We start from the raw sequence: 17,054 nt of genomic DNA on the forward strand, positions 1-17,054 counted from the left end.
CCCAAGGAATCCTGCGGCGGTAAACCCTAGGCTGATGGCATGACGAAAATCGCTGTGGTTCCCGGCTCCTTCGACCCGGTGACGATGGGGCACCTCGACGTCATTCTCAGGGCCGCCGGCATCTTCGACGAATTGCACGTACTGGTCGTGCACAATCCCAACAAGCACGCGATGCTGCCGATCTCTGAGCGGATGACGTTGATTCAGAAGTCCCTCGACGAAGCCGGGGCGCCCCAGAACATCACGGTGGCGTCGTGGTCGGTCGGCCTGCTCGTGGACTACTGCACCGAAGTCGGCGCTTCCGTGCTGGTGAAGGGCATCCGCTCTCAGATCGATGTCTCCTATGAGACGCCGATGGCGATCATGAACCGGAGCCTCGCTGAAGTCGAGACGGTGTTCATGCTGCCCGACCCCGCTCACGCGCACGTCTCGAGCACGTTGGTGCGCCAGGTCTCTGGCATGGGCGGAGATGTGAGCCCGTATGTTCCGCCCGCTGTCGCGCGCTTCCTCGACAAGCGCCGTCCGGCGTGACGCGCGCACGGCAGTGTTTCGCCCGCCGCGGAGGAGAACGTTCGAAGGCGTAGGCCGCGGTAGAATGTATCGGTGAGTAAGAGCCGAGTCTACGAGGAGAACGTTCGCGACATCATCAACCGTCCGGGGGAGATGCGAGAGCGCTCGCGCACGGTGACGGTACCGGAGAAGCTGGGCGAAAGCCTGGCGGAGATTCCGGAGGGGGTCGAACTCGACCTCGATGTGCGTCTCGAGTCCGTGCACGAGGGGATTCTCGTGTCTGCCGAGGTCGACACGACGATGCATGCGCAGTGCGGCCGATGCCTGAAAGATTTCACCACGCCGTTTCAAGTCGAGTTCCAGGAACTTTTCGCGTATACTCCTACGGAGGCCGACGAGTATGAGGTTCACGGTGATCACGTGGATCTTGAACCTCCGCTCCGAGACGCGGTAGTGCTTGCACTTCCGTTCCAGCCTGTGTGTCGTCCGGACTGCCCGGGTCTCGATCCCGAGTCCGGTGAGTTGCGCGATACCGAGGCTGCAGCGAATAACAGTGTGGAGATCGATCCTCGCTGGGCAGCGCTGGCGGGCTTTGCTCCGGAAGGAGCAGCGACCAATGCAGTCGAGGCTGAAGTAGACCACGGCTCGGGTGAGACTCCCGAGTCCGCAAGCAAGTAGGAAAGAGAGCATCATGGCTGTTCCCAAGCGGAAGATGTCGCGATCGAACACCCGTCACCGTCGTTCGGCGTGGAAGGCTACGGCACCCACCCTGGTGAAGACCGAAGAGAACGGTCGCACCGTGTACAGCCTGCCGCACCGCGCCCGCGTGGTCGAGGACTCGCAGGGCAACGCCCTGTTCCTCGAGTACAAGGGTCGCAAGGTCGCCGACGCCTGAGTTGACTCAGAGCGTTGCAAAGCCGTCGGGCTCCTCGAAAGGGGACCCCGGCGGCTTTCTCCATGCATTCGGAGTTCAGGCTGATCCCGAACTCGTGCAGCTCGCGCTCACGCACCGTTCGTGGGCGTACGAGCACGGCGGTGCGCCGCACAACGAGCGACTCGAGTTTCTCGGCGACTCCGTGCTCGGTCAAGCGGTCACAGTCGAGCTCTTCACGGCCTTTCCCGATCTGAGTGAGGGCGAGCTCGCGAAGCGCCGTGCCGCGCTGGTGTCGACGGTGGCACTTGCGGCGGTCGCCCGTCAGCACGGACTCGGAGACATGCTGCGCCTCGGCAAAGGCGAGGAGCTCACGGGCGGTCGCGACAAGGATTCGCTGCTGGCCGACGCGGTCGAGGCGATCATCGGCGCGGTGTACCTGTCGACGGATCCGGTGACGGCGACCGCGTTCGTGCTCGATCTCGTCGCGCCGCTGCTCGACGACGCGGAGCGCTTCCTCGATGCGCTCGAGGCGCTCGACCCGAAGACGTCGTTGCAGCAGGAGGCGTCTCGCCGCGGTGTGCCGCACCCCGCCTATGAGACGACCGGAACGGGGCCGGATCACGAACGCCGATATGCGTCGCGCGTGACCCTCGACGGTGTGACCGGTACGGGGGAGGGAACGAGTAAGAAGGCCGCAGAACTCGCCGCCGCGCGAGATGCGGTCACCCGACTGCGTCTTCCGGTCGCTCAGCGCCGTGCCTGAGCTCCCCGAGGTCGAAGTCGTACGCGCTGGGCTGGCCCCGGCGGTGACCGGCGCGCGCGTCGTCGCCGCCGAGGTGCGGGATCCTCGCGCACTCAAGCGGCATGTGCCCATGGCCGGAGACGACGGCCTCGGCGGCCACGGCGTCACGCTCAGTGCTGCTGCCAGCGCCGCCCGCAGCGCGGATTTCGAGCGTCGCATCGCCGGGATCAGCCTCGAAGCACCGGAACGCCGGGGCAAGTTCATGTGGATTCCCACATCCGGTGTGAGCGCCGATGGTGAGCCGCTCGCGCTCCTGGCGCACCTCGGCATGAGCGGTCAGGTGCTGCTGCGCGCGCACGACGCTGCCGACGATCGGCACGTGCGGATCCGCATGTGGATCGAGCACCCGGAGCACGGCGAGCTCCGCGTCGACTTCGCCGACCAGCGGTTGTTCGGCTCGCTTGCGCTCGACGCGCTGCGCGAGGCGAGCGATGGTCCAGGGCTCGTGCCCGCGCAGGCAGCGCACATCGCTCGTGACCCCCTCGATCCGGCGTTCGACGACGGGCGTTTCATCGCTGTGCTGCGCAATCGCAGCTCAGGAGTGAAGAAGCTGCTGCTCGACCAGACGCTGATCAGCGGTGTGGGCAACATTTACGCCGACGAAGCGTTATGGCGTGCTCGACTGCACCCGGACACCCCGGGAATCGCGATCGGCCCGCGGAAGGCCGTCGAGCTGCTCGCGGTACTGCGGGCGGTATTCGCGCAGGCGCTCAGCGAAGGCGGTACGAGTTTCGACGAGCAGTACGTGAACGTGAACGGGCAGGCCGGCTACTTCGCGCACTCGCTGCACGCCTACGGGCAGGCTGGGCGGCCGTGCGACCGCTGCGGTACGCCGATCAGGCGCGTGCCATTCGGCGGGCGGTCGAGTCACTTCTGCCCCAAGTGCCAGCGGCGCCGTCCGTCTGTTGTGCGTGACGCACGCGGCCGGGCGGGTGACCCCTCAGAGCATCGCGACGTTCAAGCCAGCGGCCCAGTCGCGGATGGCCTGGCGCTCTGATGCATCGCAGACGTAGCCTGTTCCTTGGCTTTCCGAGCCGTTGGACAGTGACCACCGGTCGTAATAGGTGAGCGCGAAGCAATCGGACATGGCTTCAACGCTGCCTTGGAACAGGCCCTGCGCGAGAAGGTCGTTGTACGCTCCGGAGTAGTCGTCGGCTCCGGCATCGTCGGCTCGCTGGTAGACATGCGAGAGTTCGTGTGTCACGAGCATCTCGTTCATCCAGGCGCTGCCCACCTCGGTCTCCGGCAGTAAGTGGACCGTCAAGGGATCGGCTGATCGGACGCAGCCGATGTTCTCCTTGCCGGGCGTGGATGAGACCTCGCATGCCGTCGCCGCATCCCATTGGACGTCGATGAAGCCATTCCCTGCGGCATCGACAATGCTCTCGGTGAGCGAGCCCGAAGCGTTCGCTCGTCGTGACTCGGCACTCGCGATGCTCTGCTCGAGTGCTGCGCGGAGGGCGGCGGCTCGCTCGGCGATCGGTCGTGCTTCGAAGATGCCGATCGTCGGATCATCCGCGCGAGTCGCATCCAGGCGGAACGTACGGAGGTCAGCGACGAGCGGGGCGACAGGGTTGCCTTCGAGCTGAGCCGCGAGCTCGGTGATCTTCGATCGGTCTGACGTGAAGCGCGCGATCTGCTCTGCGACCGCCGGGTCCGTCGGTGTGGCAGGGGCGGGCTGGCTGTTCGGGGCGGCGGACGGAACAGGTGCACGATCGCTCTGAGCACCAGAGGGCGCCAGTGCCGCGCCGAGTCCGAGGAACGTCACCACGCCGCCGATGGCGAGCGCGGCGACCGCGAGACAGCCGCAACCGGCGAACCACCAACCAGCGCTGCTGCGACGCGCGGGTGCTGGCGGTGCTGCGCTCGCAGGGTTCACCGTGCGCATCCACTGGATCAGTTCAGGGTACGCATTGGGGTTCGCAGCGATGTCTGAATGGAGATCCCAGCGGCGGGCCGCGATGTCCGCCAACACTCGCGGCGGCACGCCTGATGCGTTGGCCGCGGCCCGATCCGTGTCCCTCGACGCGTCGGTCATTCGTTCCTCCTGAGAGTCTCATCCGGCCGAGGGCTCGGCCCCAGTCTGCCAGTTGGCGCGGCCGGCGCCGGGCTGGTTCTTCGCGGGCGTTACCCGCCGAGTACGAGAACCGTGATGGCGGTCACTGCGATGACGACGGCGAGTCCCGCGCCGCACCCGATCGCGAGGATGGGGCCGTAGCCGAGACGCGACGACTTCGCGCCCGACTGACGGGCCGCGGCGATGAACGCAGGCCCGCCGCCGATGTGGAAGGCGCGAGCTGCGCCAGCCATGTTCATGCTCCGACCGACGTCGGCGCTCAACGCGACCTTCGGGGCGTCGATGATCCCCGCCACCGCCCCGGCGGCTCCGAATTCGATGGCGCGGTCCACCGAACTCGGGTCCGCGAGTAGTGGGTAGCTCTGTCCGCCGACCACGAGGGTGATGCGCTGCGCAGCCGACTTCACCACGGTCTCGTGCGCCGGCACGCTGAAATACCGGGTCCAACCGCTGGGAGACGCCACCCACAATGTCACGGCGCCACCGCTCACCTCCGCGCGCGCGGGCACATACTGACCGGATGCATTGTCTCCCAGGGCGCCGCTGAACACGGCGTAGGGGTGTTGGGCCGGTGTGGTCATGGCGTCCTGCTCTCCAGTGGGCTCGGGAATGCGGCAGCCGCACCCGTTCAGCGTAGGGCAGGGAGGGGATGAGCGCCCGGCTGCCCTGCGTTGCAGCACGTGCGGACTGATTACTTCGTGCCCTAACTAATCTGGTAGGCTGCACACGTGCGTGAACGAAAACGGCGGCTGTGGCATGCGACTCCCTGGGATGGTCAGCCGGGCTTCTGGGCCGCCTGGCGACGCTTCTTCTATCAGTTCGAGGGCACCGCTCAGCTCGGTGATCCCAATGAGCCGGCATACGTGCCGCCCGCGAACCCGAAATGCCCGATCTGTCGGCACCCGATGAGCGACCACCAATTCGATCGCGGGGGGCCGGGAAAGCCGACCTACGTGAAGTGCCCGAAGGGTGGATCCGCCGTGCAGTCCGAACCGCTGGAGCACCCAGACGAGTCCACGAACCCGCAGGGGTCACACTAACGCGTCGCTCAGCGAACGCGGTTCAGGAGTTCGATCACGCGTTCGAGCTCCGCCTGGTCGACGTCGTCCAGTTCCTCCGCGCCATCGGCCGCGGTGACGGCGGCTGCGAGCACGATCTCCGCCTCCGCGGCTCGGGCCGACGCGATGAGCAGCTCGCCGAGAGCGGATGCGGCGCGCAGACGGAGCGGTAGGGCGGACGTGATCTCGAGCAGCTGGCTGAGCTCACTGGTCGCCACCAGCGCGTCGCCCTGATCGGCCGATGACAGGGCGCGCTGCAGCAGCAGCTCGGGGTTCTCCGACCGACTGGCCGCCCCGCGATGCGCGTCGAGCTCCAGCGAGACGTATGCGGAGATGAGCGCACGATACGCGGACTCGACCACCTCGGGCGATGCTCCGGCTTCCGAGGCGAGCGAGCGCACCTTCGCGATCACCTGCTCGACCCGTGCGGGCGCCCGCACGGCGGCCTCGTCGGTCTTCAGCGATCCTGCGCGCAGCACCCACTGCTGACGCTCGGCGAGGAGCGCGACGATACGGCGGTCGATGGCATCGATCTGGCTGCGGACCTCGGCGAGGCGATCGGGCTCGGTCATACGGTCAGCGTACTGGGCAACGGGCGTGCGGGAGCGAGCTCGTAGACTGGGAGCCATGAATCTGATGCGTCTGAGTTGGGGAATGGGCGCCGCGGTCTGGTTCGCCGTCATCGTGCTCGTGTGCGTCGCGCTCGGGCCCGCCGCCGTGATCGTAGCCCTGGCGTTCGGGCTCGGACCCGATGTCGCGCTCATCGGCGCGTTCGCCGAGCGCGGCAGGCTGAAGCCAACGCGCGTGCGTCTGTACAACACGCTGCACACGATGACGCTGCCGATCGTGCTGCTCGTGATCGGGTCGGTGACCTTCTTCATCACCGGCGGCATCGACGGTGGCTTCATCTACATCGCGCTCGCCGGCGCTGCCTGGTTCGTGCACATCGCAGCCGACCGCGCCTTCGGGTTCGGCTTTCGCGATTCCGACGGCTCGATCATCCCGGTCGGCTTCGTCGTCTAGCGCGCGGGTGCGAATCCGTCCGTCGGAGGAGTGCCACGCTCGTCAGGATCGAGCTGTGCCATACAGTAGGCACCAGCGTCCGCGCGGGTGAACGGAAGGGAGACGGTGTGCATCTGAAGAGCCTCACGCTCAAAGGCTTCAAGTCTTTCGCACAGCCGACCACATTCCAGTTCGAGCCCGGCGTCACCGCGATCGTCGGGCCGAACGGCTCGGGCAAGTCGAACGTCGTGGATGCGCTCGCCTGGGTCATGGGGGAGCAAGGCGCGAAGACGCTCCGGGGCGGGAAGATGGAAGACGTCATCTTCGCGGGGACTTCGACGCGCGGGCCGCTGGGACGCGCCGAGGTGAAGCTCACCATCGACAACTCCGACGGGGCGCTGCCCATCGAGTACACCGAGGTGACGATCAGCCGCACGCTCTTCCGCAACGGGTCGAGCGAGTACGCGATCAACGGCGACGCGTGCCGATTGCTCGACGTGCAGGAACTGTTGAGCGACTCCGGTCTGGGCCGCGAGATGCACGTGATCGTCGGGCAGGGCCAGCTCGACGCCGTGCTGCGTGCGACCGCGGAGGATCGGCGGGGGGTCATCGAAGAAGCCGCCGGGATACTGAAGCATCGGCGCCGCAAGGAGCGCACGCTGCGCAAGCTCGAGGCGATGGAGACGAATCTCACCCGCCTCAACGATCTCGCCGGGGAGATCCGGCGACAGCTGAAACCACTCGGCAGACAGGCGGAGGTGGCGCGCGCGGCCCAGGGGATCGCAGCCGAGGTGCGGGACGCGAAGGCGCGTCTGCTCGCCGACGACGTGCACCGCCTGCGTACGGAGCTCGAGGCGCTCACCCGCGATGAGGCAGAGCAGCACTCGGAGCGCATTGTGCTGCAAGAGCAGGTGGAGCAGAAGCAGCTGCGCATCCAGCGATTGGAGCAGAGCCAGCAGAGCGACGAGCTCGATGCCGCACGGCGCGTCACCATCGGTCTCGAATCGGTGCAGTCGAAGCTTCGCGGTCTCTACGCGCAGACCCAGCAGCGACTCACGTTCCTCGCGACACAGGCCGAGGCGCCTGAGCAGACGCATCGGGTGACTCGCGCATCGGTCGACGAAGCCGGCGAGGAGGTCGAGCGACTCGAAGCACTCATCCCGGAGGCCGAGGCCGCGTGGCAGCGCGCAGGGGCGGCGACGCGCACGGCGCAGCAGGCCCTCGACGCAATCGACGAGCACATCGCAGCCCAGAGCGAGCTCGTCTCACGGCACGACCTGCAGCTGTCTCAGCTGAGGGGCCGTGCAGCGGCAGCGGAGCAGAAGCGCGCGACGGTGGCGCAGGAGGTCGAACGGCGCGAGCACGCCGTCGCCCAGGCCGAATCCCGCGCCGAGCAGGCCCGCCGCGAGCTCGCCGGGTTCGAGGAGCGCGAGGAACTCGGCAGCGACGCGGAGAACGACGGTTCGGGCGAAGAGCAGGACGAGGCGTACCGCGCGGCGCAGGAACGACAGGCCGCCGCCGAGCTGCGACGGGACGAAGTGCGGGATCAGCTGCATCGTCTCGAGCAGGAACTCGCGGGCCTCGACGCTCGGGTGAGTGCGCTGACCCGCTCGCTCGATCAGCGCGATGCCTCGGCGGCCCTCCTCGCAGAGGCCCCCGACGGCATCACCGGTCGCGTCGCCGATCACGTCCGCGTGGCGGAGGGGTTCGAATCGGCGATCGCCGCGGCGCTCGGCACATTCGCCGATGCGCTGCTCGCGGAGCACTTGGATGCCGCTGGCCGCGCCGTGGAGCGGGCGCGCGAGCAGGATCTCGGACGACTGCGAGCCGTGATCGCCGATGCCGAGAAGCGCGATCGCGCCCCTGAGGCGAACGCCTCGGCGCCCGAGGTCGCGGGCGCGACGCGCGCATCCGACGCGCTGCTCGATGCACCGCCCGGCGTGCGGGCGCTGCTCGAGCGAAGCTTCATCGCGTCGAACCTGGAGACCGCAGTCGCCGCAGCATCCGAGCTGGGCGGACACTGGCCGAACGGCGGCTTCACCGTCGTCACGGCCGCGGGCGACGTCGTCACGGCGAACACCCTCAGCGGTGGATCGACCCTCGCGCCCTCTCGTATCGAGCTGACTGCTGAACTCGAGCAGGCCGCCCTGAACCGGTCGTCGGTCGCGGCGGCCGTCGCGGAACACGAGGCAGAACTCGACGAGTTGCGCGCGGCGTCGGTGCAGGCGAAGTCGGACGCCCAGCGGGCGTTCGCCGAGCTCCGTGCGGCGGATGCGCGTCTTGCTGAGATCTCGAAGGAGCGCAATCGGCTGTCAGCGCGTTCGGAATCTGCGGCGGCCGAAGCCGAGCGCGCGCGGCAAGCACTCGCTGCCGTTGCCGAAGCCGCCGGAGGCGCCGCGGCGGAAGCCGAGCGCGCGGCGCACGTGTTGGAGGAGGCAGCGTCTCAGCCGCGGCCGATGCTCGATGCGAGTCAGCGCGAGGGGGTGTTGCAGGAGGTCGAGCAGGCCCGCGCTCTCGAGCTCGAGGCGCGACTGGCGCTCGAGACCGCGCGCGAGCGCGCGAGAGCCGCCGCGGTGCATCGCAAGACGCTCGGCGAGCAACTCGAAGCCGAGCGCCGAGCGGCGGAAGAAGCTGCACGGCGGTCGGTGCTGCGCGCACGGCAGGTAGCCCAGGCAGAGCGTGTCGGTGGGCTGCTTCCCGCGATCCTCGACGCGTGCGACCGCTCGCTTGCAGAGGCGCGCCTCGCTCAGCAGCACGCGGAGCGGGAACGAGCGCGGCACAGCCAGGAACTCACACTGCTGCGGGCGGAGGAGTCCGGCCTGCGCCAGAAACTGCAAACGCTCGCCGAGCGAGTGCACGGCGCCGAGCTGAAGAGCTACGAGCGCAAGCTGCAGCTCTCATCGCTCCTCGAGCGATCGGGCAACGAACTCGGTCTCGTCGAGGACGTGCTGATCGCGGAGTACGGACCGGAGGTGCCGATTCCGGAGCCGCACCCGGTCGACGCCGCGGAGCCTTCTCGCACCGACGCAGCCGTTGAGCACCCGCAGTACGCCAACGATCTCGAAGCGCAGCTCGCCGCCGAACTGGGGTTGGACGCCCGTGCCGAGGCCGACTTCGCAAGCTCCGCAAGCTCTGAGAGGTCCGCGACGAACGATGCGCAGGCCGAACGCGAACCCGCTTCCAGCCCGCCCGTGCCGACGCGGCCGTTCGTGCGGGCCGAGCAGGAGCGCCGCCTCGCACAGGCCGAGCGCCGGCTCGCCGAGCTCGGGCGCATCAATCCGCTCGCACTCGAGGAGTTCGCAGCGCTCGAGCAGCGGCACAGCTTCCTCAGCGAGCAGCTCCAAGACCTCTCCAGGACGCGCGCCGATCTCATGGCGATCATCGAGGAACTCGACCACAAGATGCAGGGCATCTTCGCGGCGGCCTTCGAGGACACCCGAGCCGCGTTCGCCGAGGTCTTTCCCATTCTCTTCCCGGGAGGCTCCGGAGAGATCACGCTGAGCGATCCCGACGACCTGTTGCAGACCGGCATCGACATCGCCGTGCGGCCGGCCGGGAAGAAAGTGGAGCGCATGTCGCTCCTCTCCGGCGGCGAGCGCTCACTCGCAGCGGTGGCGTGGTTGATGGCGATCTTCCAGGCGCGTCCGAGCCCGTTCTACATCGTCGACGAGGTCGAAGCCGCCCTCGACGATGCGAATCTCGGCCGCCTCCTGCAGGTCTTCGAGCGCCTGCGGGAGAACTCGCAGCTGATCATCATCACCCATCAGAAGCGCACGATGGAGATCGCCGACGCTCTGTACGGTGTGTCGATGCGGCAAGACGGAATCTCCGCAGTCGTCGGTCAGCGCGTGGGGCAAGAGGTGGCCTGAGCCGTGCGGCTCACGGCATGATGGAGCGATGACACCGGACGAGTTGCTCGCAGGTCCTCGGGGGCGGCGTCTGTGCCTCGAACTCGCGCGCGCCACGATCTCCGCATTGCCCGAGTGCCACGCGGATGCGGTGCGCTGGCGAAATGGAGTGTTCTGGGCGGGCGTGCTGCTGAGCCCGCCCTCCGACGCGCCTCGAGTCATGCTGTATGCGCCGACGTCACCGGGTGAAGACGCGTCAGCCCCGCCACCCGAACCGTCGCGCGATGGTGTCGTCTCCGACGCGCTCGACGCGATCGCGCGAGTTCCGCTCCCCGAGCTCACCGCGGCGATGCTGCTCGAGGCCGTGACGGAGGCCGTGGACGCGGCGATGTACTGGCAGGCTCCGAATGGAGACGACGTGCTCGCGGCGATGCCGGATGCGAGGGCGGGCTTGCGCAGGTTCGCCGCACTCGTGACCGATTCCCCGCACAGCGAGTGGTGGTCGCGCGATGTGCTCGACACCCCGCAGTTCGCAGTCGTGTGGGATCCGCTGGAGCCCACATCCGCAGCGCCTGCCGCAGAGCCGACCGAGCTGCCGCTCGAGGATCTCAGCTCGTACTACGCCGGCCTCATGCTGACCGCATGGCGAGCCGAGCGGCGAGCGGTGGAGGCGCGGAGCGTTGCCGAGCTGCAGGATGACCCGGAAGGTTCGAGCGGGGAGTGGTGGTCGTTCCCGCCCGCGGGCGCGCTCGATACGACGGCTTCCATTCCCGGGTTCGGCCCTGCGGGCCTGTATCTGAAAGAGGACTCGCATGGCTGGGAGGCGGCGGCCGTCGTCCCGATCGAGCCGCACCCGGCGTCTCGCGTCTTCCGGATCACGGGCACTGAGGACTGGGCAGCGCTCTGCGCAGCCTACCCGCTCGCTGTCTCGGCGCAGATGCGCTACGTCTGGGGAGAGACCACCGGGCGCATCGGAGCGTGGGTGATGCCGGACTGGGCGCGAGTCGGCGAACGATGGGACGCGGTGCACCTGGGGGTGGACGGCTACCTCAGCAGCGCCGGCCGCGCCATCGACTGCGGGAACGGACGCGGGAGCGTGATCGCCGGCTGGGGCCCGGGAGCGACGTACTGGTTGAGCGACGTCGTACGCCCCGGTGACGGCGCCGAGCGCTGGGCCCGCTCCGAACCCGAGACCCATGTCAACGTGCACGCGTGGGCCCGCGTTGTTACGACTTGGTGACGCCTCGAACCGCGTGTTCTAAGGGGGCCGCCCAGCAGACTATGCTCGGATCAACGCTCCAGCGTCGGGGCGTCATTTTCTGCTTCAGAAAGGTGCACCAATGAAGGTTCACTCCAAGACATCCGTTGGCGTACTCGCGCTGGTCGCGAGCGCAGCGCTCGTGCTCTCCGGCTGCTCGTCGAGCGGCGAATCCGAGCCGACCGAATCGAGCGGTGAGGGCGGTGGCGGCAGCAGTGAGGCGCTGCAGATCGCCACTCTGCTGCCCCAGACCGGTTCGCTCGGATTCCTCATGCCGCCGGTCCAGGCCGGAATCGCCCAGGCGCTCTCCGACATCAACGGCGCCGGGGGCGTGCTCGGCCAAGACGTCGAGATCGTCGCCGAGGCGAACGAGGGCGACGCGAGTGACCTGACGGTCGTCGAGAAGGGCGCTGACGACGTCATCTCGAGCGGTGCGTCATTCGTGCTCGGCGCGATGGGGTCGGGGCGCAGCCAGCACGTCGTCGATCGCGTCGCGGAGGCCGGCATCCTGATGGGCTCGCCGTCGAACACCTCGGCCGATCTCAGCGGGATCAGCCCCAACTACTTCCGCACCGCACCGCCCGACACGGTGCAGGGCGATGCGCTCGGGAATCAGATCGTCTCCGACGGCGTCACCAGCGTCGCCTTCCTCACCTTCAACGACCCGTACGGCCTCGGTCTGCGCGATGTCATACAGGAGACGGTCGAGGCGGCAGGAGCTGAGGTCGTCTACGGCGGCAAGGGCGACGGCAACGAGTTCCCGGTCGAGCAGACCTCGTTCGCCTCCGAGATCACCGCCGCGAAGGATTCGGGCGCCGAGGCCGTCGTCGTCGTGACGTACGACCAGTTCAAGCAGATCGTCCCGGAGGCCGTGAACCAGGGGCTCGACCTCTCGACGTTCTACCTCGTCGACGGCAACGCGAACGGGTACGAGAGTGATTTCGAGGCAGGAACGCTCGAGAACGCCCAGGCGTCGATTCCCGGCGCTCAGGCGAACGACGACTTCCAGGCGCAGCTGAAGGACATCTACGCTGCCGAGTACGACGGCGAGCTCGAGAGCTTCACCTACGCGCCGGAGGCGTACGACCTGGTCACCCTGGTCGCGCTGGCGGCGGAGAAGGCGGGCTCGACCGATTCCGCGTCGATCCAGGAGAACCTGCACGCCGTTTCGGGCAGCGAGGGCGGCGAAGAGTGCTCCACCTTCGAGGAATGCGCGAAGCTGATCGCAGACGGTTCCGACATCCAGTACGTCGGTAAGGCGGGTACGGGGCCGCTGAACGACAACAACGATCCTTCGTCGGCCTTCATCGGCATCTACAAGTACGACGGAACGAACAACCCGGTGTTCCAGAAGGCGGTCGAGGGCCAGACGGAGTAACCGCAGCGGAAGCGAAGAGCCCCTGGCGCCGTGCGGGCGCCAGGGGCTCGTTCATGTCCTCACCGCTCGCCGGGGGCCGACTTCTTCTCGACATCGGCGGCGAGCGTGCCGAGGTACAGCTCGATCACCTTCGGATCGTTCGCGAGCTCGCGGCCGGGGCCCTCGTACGAGTTGCGCCCCTGATCGAGCACGTAGGCGCGATCGCAGATCTGCAGACAGCGGCGCGCGTTCTGCTCCACCATGATGATGGTGACGCCGGTCTTGTTGATCTGCCGGGTGCGGATGAACGTCTCGTCCTGCCGCACGGGGGAGAGCCCCGCGCTCGGCTCGTCGAGGAGCAGCACCTTCGGGTTCATCATGAGCGCTCGGGCCATGGCTACCGATTGCCGCTCGCCGCCCGACAACGATCCGGCGCGCTGCCGGCGGCGATCCGCGAGCATCGGGAAGAGCTCCCACATCTCTTCCGCGCGGGCCGCGAACGCTTTCGGCTTGAGGAAGAGCCCCATCTGCAGGTTCTCCTCGATGCTCAACGAGGGGAAGACGTTGTTGGTCTGAGGGACGAACCCGATGCCTTTGCGCACGAGATGATTCGTGGACGTGTGCGTGATGTCGTCGCCGTCGAGCGTCACTGCGCCCTCGCGAATGTTCACGAGCCCGAAGAGCGCCTTGAGCAGGGTCGACTTGCCGGCGCCGTTGGGGCCGATGATGCCGATGAGTTCGCCGGAGTACGCCTCGAGCGTGCACCCGTTCAGAATGTTGATGCCGGGGAGGTACCCGGCGGTGAGATTGTCGGCCTTGATCACCAGAGGGGCAGCAGTGTTCATCGGGTCTCCTCTTCGACCTCGGTGGCGATGGCTCGGATCACTCCGGTGGTCAGCACGTCGTCGTCGCCGAGATCCCGATCGTGGTGCGCCCCGAGGTAGGCGTCGACAACGGCCTCGCTCGCCATCACCTGTTCCGGCTCGCCCTCGGCGATGATGGTGCCCTGCGCCATGACGACGACCCAGTCGGAGATGTGACGCACCATATGCATGTCGTGCTCGACGAAGAGCACGGTGGTGCCTTCGTCGCGCAGCGCCTGGATGTGATCGAGCAGGCTCTGAGTGAGCGCGGGATTCACTCCCGCCATCGGTTCGTCGAGCATGATCATCGCGGGGTTCGACATCAACGCGCGCGCCATCTCGAGCAGCTTCTTCTGGCCTCCGGAGAGATCGCCGGCCATGTCATCGCGTTTCGTGTCCAGCTTGAACCGGGCGAGGAGTTCGTCGGCGCGCGCGATGTTCTCGCGCTCGCGCTTCGCCCAGAGCGGTTTGATGAGCCCGACGAACAAGTTCTCGCCCGGCTGGTCGTTCGCGCCGATGAGCATGTTCTCGAGCACGGTCATGCGCGACAGCGCCTTGGTGAGCTGGAAGGTGCGGACCATTCCGGATCGCGCCACTTGCGAAGCGCCGGTGCGATTGAGTGCCTTGCCGTTGAACGTCCAGGTCGCGTCGCCGCCGCCGATGAGACGTTTGCCGTTCGACGGCCGGTCGAAACCGGTGATGAGGTTGAAGAACGTGGTCTTGCCTGCGCCGTTCGGGCCGATCAGCGCCGTGATCGCGCCGCGCTGCACCTCGAGATGATCGACCTTCACCGCCTGCAGTCCGCCGAATCGGCGCACGATGCTGTCGACCGAGAGAATCGGATCGGGCTTCGCAACGCCCGGTACCTGATCGAGGGTTGCGAGCTCCGCTCGCAGCGCGGCCCGGTCGCTGGGGTAGTTCTGCGCGTCAGACATTGAACGACAGCTCCTTCTTATTGCCGAGTATGCCTTGCGGTCTGAAGACCACCAGCAGGATGAGCGAGATGCCGATCAGAATCCAGGCGAGCTGTTCGGTCTGCTGCGCGCTCAGCACCGACGCAGGCACGAACTCACCGGCGAGGCTCGTGAGCACGAGCCTGATCACGAAGAACAGGATGCTGCCGAGCAGCGGGCCGAAGATGGTCGCGGCGCCGCCGAGGAGCATGATCATCCAGAGGTTGAACGTCGTGGGTCGCCCCATGGAATCGGGCTGCATCGCGGCGGGGAGGGCCATGACGATTCCGCCGAAGGCGCCCATCACGCCGCCGAGGATGAGGGCCTGCAACTTGTAGGCGAAGGAGCTCTTGCCGAGACTGCGCACCGCGTCCTCGTCTTCGCGGATGCCCTTGAGCACACGGCCCCAAGGGCTTCGCACGAGCGCCCAGGTGATGAGGATGAAGAGTGCGACGAGGCCCCACGCCACCAGCCTCGTCCACCAGTCGTCGACCCCGGTGTTCGCGTAGGTGAGTCCGAGGATCGTCGTCTTCCCCTCAGGAAGCGGCGAGAGCTCGGTGAAGACGTGCCGGTACTTCTGGCCGGGGATTCCCGTCGGCCCACCGGTGATGTCCTGCAGCGCCGCCAGTTTCACGACCATGCGGATGATCTCCGCCGCACTGATGGTGACGATCGCGAGATAGTCGCCGCGCAGTTTGAGCGTCGGGATGCCGAGGATGAGTGCGAACAGCACAGCGGCGAGGATCGCGATGAGCATCGCCGTCCAGAAGCCTGCTCCGAGCACCACGGAGACGCCGAAGCCGTACGCGCCGACGAGCATGAAGCCGGCCTGCCCCATGTTCATGAGGCCGGTGAAGCCGAAGTGCACATTGAGGCCGATGGCGGCGAGTACGAACGCCGCGGTGGTGGGGGAGAGCGCGGTCTGCAGGATGCTCTGCAGGAGTCCAGTCCAGAATTCCATGATGTCCTAGCCGATCCGCTCTTTGCGTCCGAAAATGCCCTGCGGTCTGACCAGCAGGATCAGGATGAGGAGGAGCAGTGCGCTCGCGTACTTGAGGTCGCCGGGAAGCCAGATGTTCGTGAGCTCGACGATCATCCCGATGATCATCGACCCGACGAACGCCCCGAACGCGGTGCCCAGCCCGCCGAGCGTGACGGCGGCGAAGAACATGAGCAGCATCGTGCCGCCCGTGAACCAGTTGAGGCCGTTGAAGACGAGCCCGAAGAACACGCCTGCGAGTCCGGCGAGGCCGCCCCCGACCACCCACACGATGTTGATGACGCGATCCACGTCGATGCCCGAGGCTCGTGCGAGCGCCGGATTATCGGAGATCGCGCGCGTCGCGCGACCGAACCGGGTGTACATGAGACCGAGCCCGACCGCGATGATCGCGAGGAGAGACACGCCCATGGCGACGTACGACTGCGTCGTCAGCGTGACGCCGGCGATCGTGATGGTCTCCGCCGTGCTCTTGTCGATGCGCACGACGCCGGAGCCGAAGAAGAACTGGAAGGTGTACTGCAGTGTGATCGAGAGTCCGATCGAGACGATCATCAGCTGCATGAGGCTGAGACGGCGCTTGCGCAGCGGTTTCCAGAGCACTTTGTCTTGCACCCAGCCGAAGCCCGCGCAGGCGATCACCGCGAACAGCCCGGCGAGCCACAGGTTCCCCGTCAGGCCCATGAACGCTGCGGCCAGCAAGCCGCCCATCGTGACCATCTCTCCCTGGGCGAAGTTGCTGAGACCCGTCGTGCCGAATACGAGCGAGAGCCCGAGCGACGCGAGGGCGATGAGCAGGCCCATGCGGATGCCAGAGACGAACTGCTGCCAGAAGCGCGGCCACGAGAACGCGTCGGCCGAGGAGGCCGCGGAGGCGGGCTTCGCGTCTGCATCATCGCCCCCGGTCTCAGGTGTGGTGTTCGCGGTTTCCGGGTCGTCCGTCAGGGGGAACAGCGCGCTCGCGGTGTTGTGCAGGGAGACTTCGACCTCGCGTTCGCCCGCCGACTTGAAGAACTGGCCCTCCGGCAGCGTGGTCTCGTCGATCGCCACGGTGTAGGTGCCGGCCTCCGTCGCGCTGAACACCCACCGCCCGGCGTCATCCGTCGTCGCCGTCGATTCGGCCCCCGCTCCGCTGAGCGTGACTTCGATACCGGCCGCCGGCTCGCCGCTGCTCAGCTTTATGACGCCCTGCACGCAGCCGGTGGCGGGGTCGGGCTCGCAGGTGTCGGCCGCATGAGCCGGAACTGCCGAAAGTGCGGCGCCGAACAGGACGAGAACGGTACTGAGCACCAGCATCAGGATTCCCCTGATGGGCATTCGTCTGCGGTGCAGAGTGGGGTTCACCGGACCTCCATTGGTCGTTGAACGGTCGAGACGACGAGTGCGCCCTGACAACAGTGTCGCCCAAATATATACCGACACATCGCCCGCACGTACGCATTGTGGGTCCCG

The 17,054-nt window shown here is 67.3% G+C and carries 17 protein-coding genes; 10 read left to right on the plus strand and 7 right to left on the minus strand.

The genetic code is table 11. The features are described from left to right. Positions 1–39: 39 nt before the first annotated feature. The 5 genes from coaD (at position 40) to mutM (ending at position 3,183) form a co-directional block, all read left to right on the plus strand. Positions 40–531: a pantetheine-phosphate adenylyltransferase gene (coaD, locus tag JSQ98_RS02240; protein ID WP_090148411.1), complete on the plus strand. Its 492-nt coding sequence runs from the start codon at positions 40–42 to the stop codon at positions 529–531. A gap of 132 nt (positions 532–663) precedes the next feature. Beyond that, positions 664–1,188 (plus strand): YceD family protein, encoded by a 525-nt coding sequence (locus JSQ98_RS02245; protein WP_234037208.1) that lies wholly within the window; start codon positions 664–666, stop codon positions 1,186–1,188. A 13-nt stretch (positions 1,189–1,201) separates the two neighbouring features. Next, positions 1,202–1,405 (plus strand): 50S ribosomal protein L32, encoded by a 204-nt coding sequence (rpmF, locus tag JSQ98_RS02250; protein ID WP_090148415.1) that lies wholly within the window; start codon positions 1,202–1,204, stop codon positions 1,403–1,405. A 1-nt stretch (position 1,406) separates the two neighbouring features. After that, positions 1,407–2,147: a ribonuclease III gene (rnc, locus tag JSQ98_RS02255; protein ID WP_211648189.1), complete on the plus strand. Its 741-nt coding sequence runs from the start codon at positions 1,407–1,409 to the stop codon at positions 2,145–2,147. Further along, positions 2,140–3,183: a bifunctional DNA-formamidopyrimidine glycosylase/DNA-(apurinic or apyrimidinic site) lyase gene (mutM, locus tag JSQ98_RS02260; RefSeq protein ID WP_211648190.1), complete on the plus strand. Its 1,044-nt coding sequence runs from the start codon at positions 2,140–2,142 to the stop codon at positions 3,181–3,183. Before rnc ends, mutM begins: the two co-directional genes overlap by 8 nt. Here the strand turns inward: mutM and JSQ98_RS02265 are convergent. After that, on the minus strand, positions 3,127–4,224 hold the full coding sequence (locus JSQ98_RS02265) for a VirB8/TrbF family protein (RefSeq protein ID WP_211648191.1): 1,098 nt from the start codon (positions 4,222–4,224) through the stop codon (positions 3,127–3,129). The two genes, mutM and JSQ98_RS02265, sit on opposite strands and share 57 nt — an antisense overlap. A gap of 89 nt (positions 4,225–4,313) precedes the next feature. Then, the gene (locus JSQ98_RS02270) at positions 4,314–4,844 is read right to left on the minus strand and encodes a hypothetical protein (protein WP_211648192.1); all 531 of its coding nucleotides are present in this window, start codon (positions 4,842–4,844) and stop codon (positions 4,314–4,316) included. A 147-nt stretch (positions 4,845–4,991) separates the two neighbouring features. Between JSQ98_RS02270 and JSQ98_RS02275 the strand changes: the two genes are divergently transcribed. After that, positions 4,992–5,303: a hypothetical protein gene (locus tag JSQ98_RS02275; RefSeq protein WP_336661623.1), complete on the plus strand. Its 312-nt coding sequence runs from the start codon at positions 4,992–4,994 to the stop codon at positions 5,301–5,303. 8 nt (positions 5,304–5,311) lie between these two features. On the opposite strand, the gene JSQ98_RS02280 is transcribed toward JSQ98_RS02275, so the two are convergent. Then, positions 5,312–5,893, minus strand: coding sequence for a chorismate mutase (locus JSQ98_RS02280; protein WP_211648193.1), 582 nt, complete (start codon positions 5,891–5,893; stop codon positions 5,312–5,314). A 55-nt stretch (positions 5,894–5,948) separates the two neighbouring features. On the opposite strand from JSQ98_RS02280, the gene JSQ98_RS02285 reads away from it, so the two are divergent. The 4 genes from JSQ98_RS02285 (at position 5,949) to JSQ98_RS02300 (ending at position 12,807) form a co-directional block, all read left to right on the plus strand. After that, a complete protein-coding gene (locus JSQ98_RS02285) occupies positions 5,949–6,344 on the plus strand; it encodes a DUF4260 family protein (RefSeq protein WP_249290697.1) in 396 nt (131 codons plus the stop codon). A 107-nt stretch (positions 6,345–6,451) separates the two neighbouring features. After that, positions 6,452–10,192: a chromosome segregation protein SMC gene (smc, locus tag JSQ98_RS02290; protein WP_211648194.1), complete on the plus strand. Its 3,741-nt coding sequence runs from the start codon at positions 6,452–6,454 to the stop codon at positions 10,190–10,192. A 28-nt stretch (positions 10,193–10,220) separates the two neighbouring features. After that, positions 10,221–11,411, plus strand: a complete 1,191-nt coding sequence (locus JSQ98_RS02295; protein WP_211648195.1) for a hypothetical protein — start codon at positions 10,221–10,223, stop codon at positions 11,409–11,411. 100 nt (positions 11,412–11,511) lie between these two features. Beyond that, the gene (locus JSQ98_RS02300; RefSeq protein ID WP_211648196.1) at positions 11,512–12,807 is read left to right on the plus strand and encodes an ABC transporter substrate-binding protein; all 1,296 of its coding nucleotides are present in this window, start codon (positions 11,512–11,514) and stop codon (positions 12,805–12,807) included. 59 nt (positions 12,808–12,866) lie between these two features. On the opposite strand, the gene JSQ98_RS02305 is transcribed toward JSQ98_RS02300, so the two are convergent. Genes JSQ98_RS02305 through JSQ98_RS02320 form a run of 4 tightly spaced genes read right to left on the minus strand, consistent with a single transcriptional unit; the run spans position 12,867 to position 16,898 of the window. Then, complete coding sequence (locus JSQ98_RS02305) at positions 12,867–13,631, minus strand: ABC transporter ATP-binding protein (RefSeq protein ID WP_090148444.1); 765 nt, start codon at positions 13,629–13,631, stop codon at positions 12,867–12,869. Then, entirely contained in the window at positions 13,628–14,584 is a 957-nt protein-coding gene (locus tag JSQ98_RS02310) for an ABC transporter ATP-binding protein (RefSeq protein WP_090148447.1), read from the minus strand. The genes JSQ98_RS02305 and JSQ98_RS02310 overlap by 4 nt, the downstream gene beginning before the upstream one ends. Beyond that, the gene (locus tag JSQ98_RS02315; protein ID WP_090148449.1) at positions 14,577–15,563 is read right to left on the minus strand and encodes a branched-chain amino acid ABC transporter permease; all 987 of its coding nucleotides are present in this window, start codon (positions 15,561–15,563) and stop codon (positions 14,577–14,579) included. The genes JSQ98_RS02310 and JSQ98_RS02315 overlap by 8 nt, the downstream gene beginning before the upstream one ends. A 6-nt stretch (positions 15,564–15,569) precedes the next feature. After that, entirely contained in the window at positions 15,570–16,898 is a 1,329-nt protein-coding gene (locus JSQ98_RS02320; protein ID WP_211650372.1) for a branched-chain amino acid ABC transporter permease, read from the minus strand. Positions 16,899–17,054 lie beyond the last annotated feature (156 nt).

This window comes from Leucobacter manosquensis, from assembly GCF_018304845.1.
In the GTDB taxonomy this organism is placed as follows: Bacteria; Actinomycetota; Actinomycetes; order Actinomycetales; family Microbacteriaceae; genus Leucobacter; species Leucobacter alluvii.

What these genes read in the sequence shown, in the direction of transcription:
- coaD (WP_090148411.1), top strand. Translation starts at nt 40, where the DNA reads ATGACGAAAATCGCTGTGGTTCCCGGCTCCTTCGACCCGGTGACGATG.
- JSQ98_RS02245 (WP_234037208.1), top strand. Translation starts at nt 664, where the DNA reads ATGCGAGAGCGCTCGCGCACGGTGACGGTACCGGAGAAGCTGGGCGAA.
- rpmF (WP_090148415.1), top strand. Translation starts at nt 1,202, where the DNA reads ATGGCTGTTCCCAAGCGGAAGATGTCGCGATCGAACACCCGTCACCGT.
- JSQ98_RS02265 (WP_211648191.1), bottom strand. Translation starts at nt 4,224, where the DNA reads ATGACCGACGCGTCGAGGGACACGGATCGGGCCGCGGCCAACGCATCA.
- JSQ98_RS02270 (WP_211648192.1), bottom strand. Translation starts at nt 4,844, where the DNA reads ATGACCACACCGGCCCAACACCCCTACGCCGTGTTCAGCGGCGCCCTG.
- JSQ98_RS02280 (WP_211648193.1), bottom strand. Translation starts at nt 5,893, where the DNA reads ATGACCGAGCCCGATCGCCTCGCCGAGGTCCGCAGCCAGATCGATGCC.
- JSQ98_RS02285 (WP_249290697.1), top strand. Translation starts at nt 5,949, where the DNA reads ATGAATCTGATGCGTCTGAGTTGGGGAATGGGCGCCGCGGTCTGGTTC.
- JSQ98_RS02295 (WP_211648195.1), top strand. Translation starts at nt 10,221, where the DNA reads ATGACACCGGACGAGTTGCTCGCAGGTCCTCGGGGGCGGCGTCTGTGC.
- JSQ98_RS02300 (WP_211648196.1), top strand. Translation starts at nt 11,512, where the DNA reads ATGAAGGTTCACTCCAAGACATCCGTTGGCGTACTCGCGCTGGTCGCG.
- JSQ98_RS02305 (WP_090148444.1), bottom strand. Translation starts at nt 13,631, where the DNA reads ATGAACACTGCTGCCCCTCTGGTGATCAAGGCCGACAATCTCACCGCC.
- JSQ98_RS02310 (WP_090148447.1), bottom strand. Translation starts at nt 14,584, where the DNA reads ATGTCTGACGCGCAGAACTACCCCAGCGACCGGGCCGCGCTGCGAGCG.
- JSQ98_RS02315 (WP_090148449.1), bottom strand. Translation starts at nt 15,563, where the DNA reads ATGGAATTCTGGACTGGACTCCTGCAGAGCATCCTGCAGACCGCGCTC.
- JSQ98_RS02320 (WP_211650372.1), bottom strand. Translation starts at nt 16,898, where the DNA reads ATGCTGGTGCTCAGTACCGTTCTCGTCCTGTTCGGCGCCGCACTTTCG.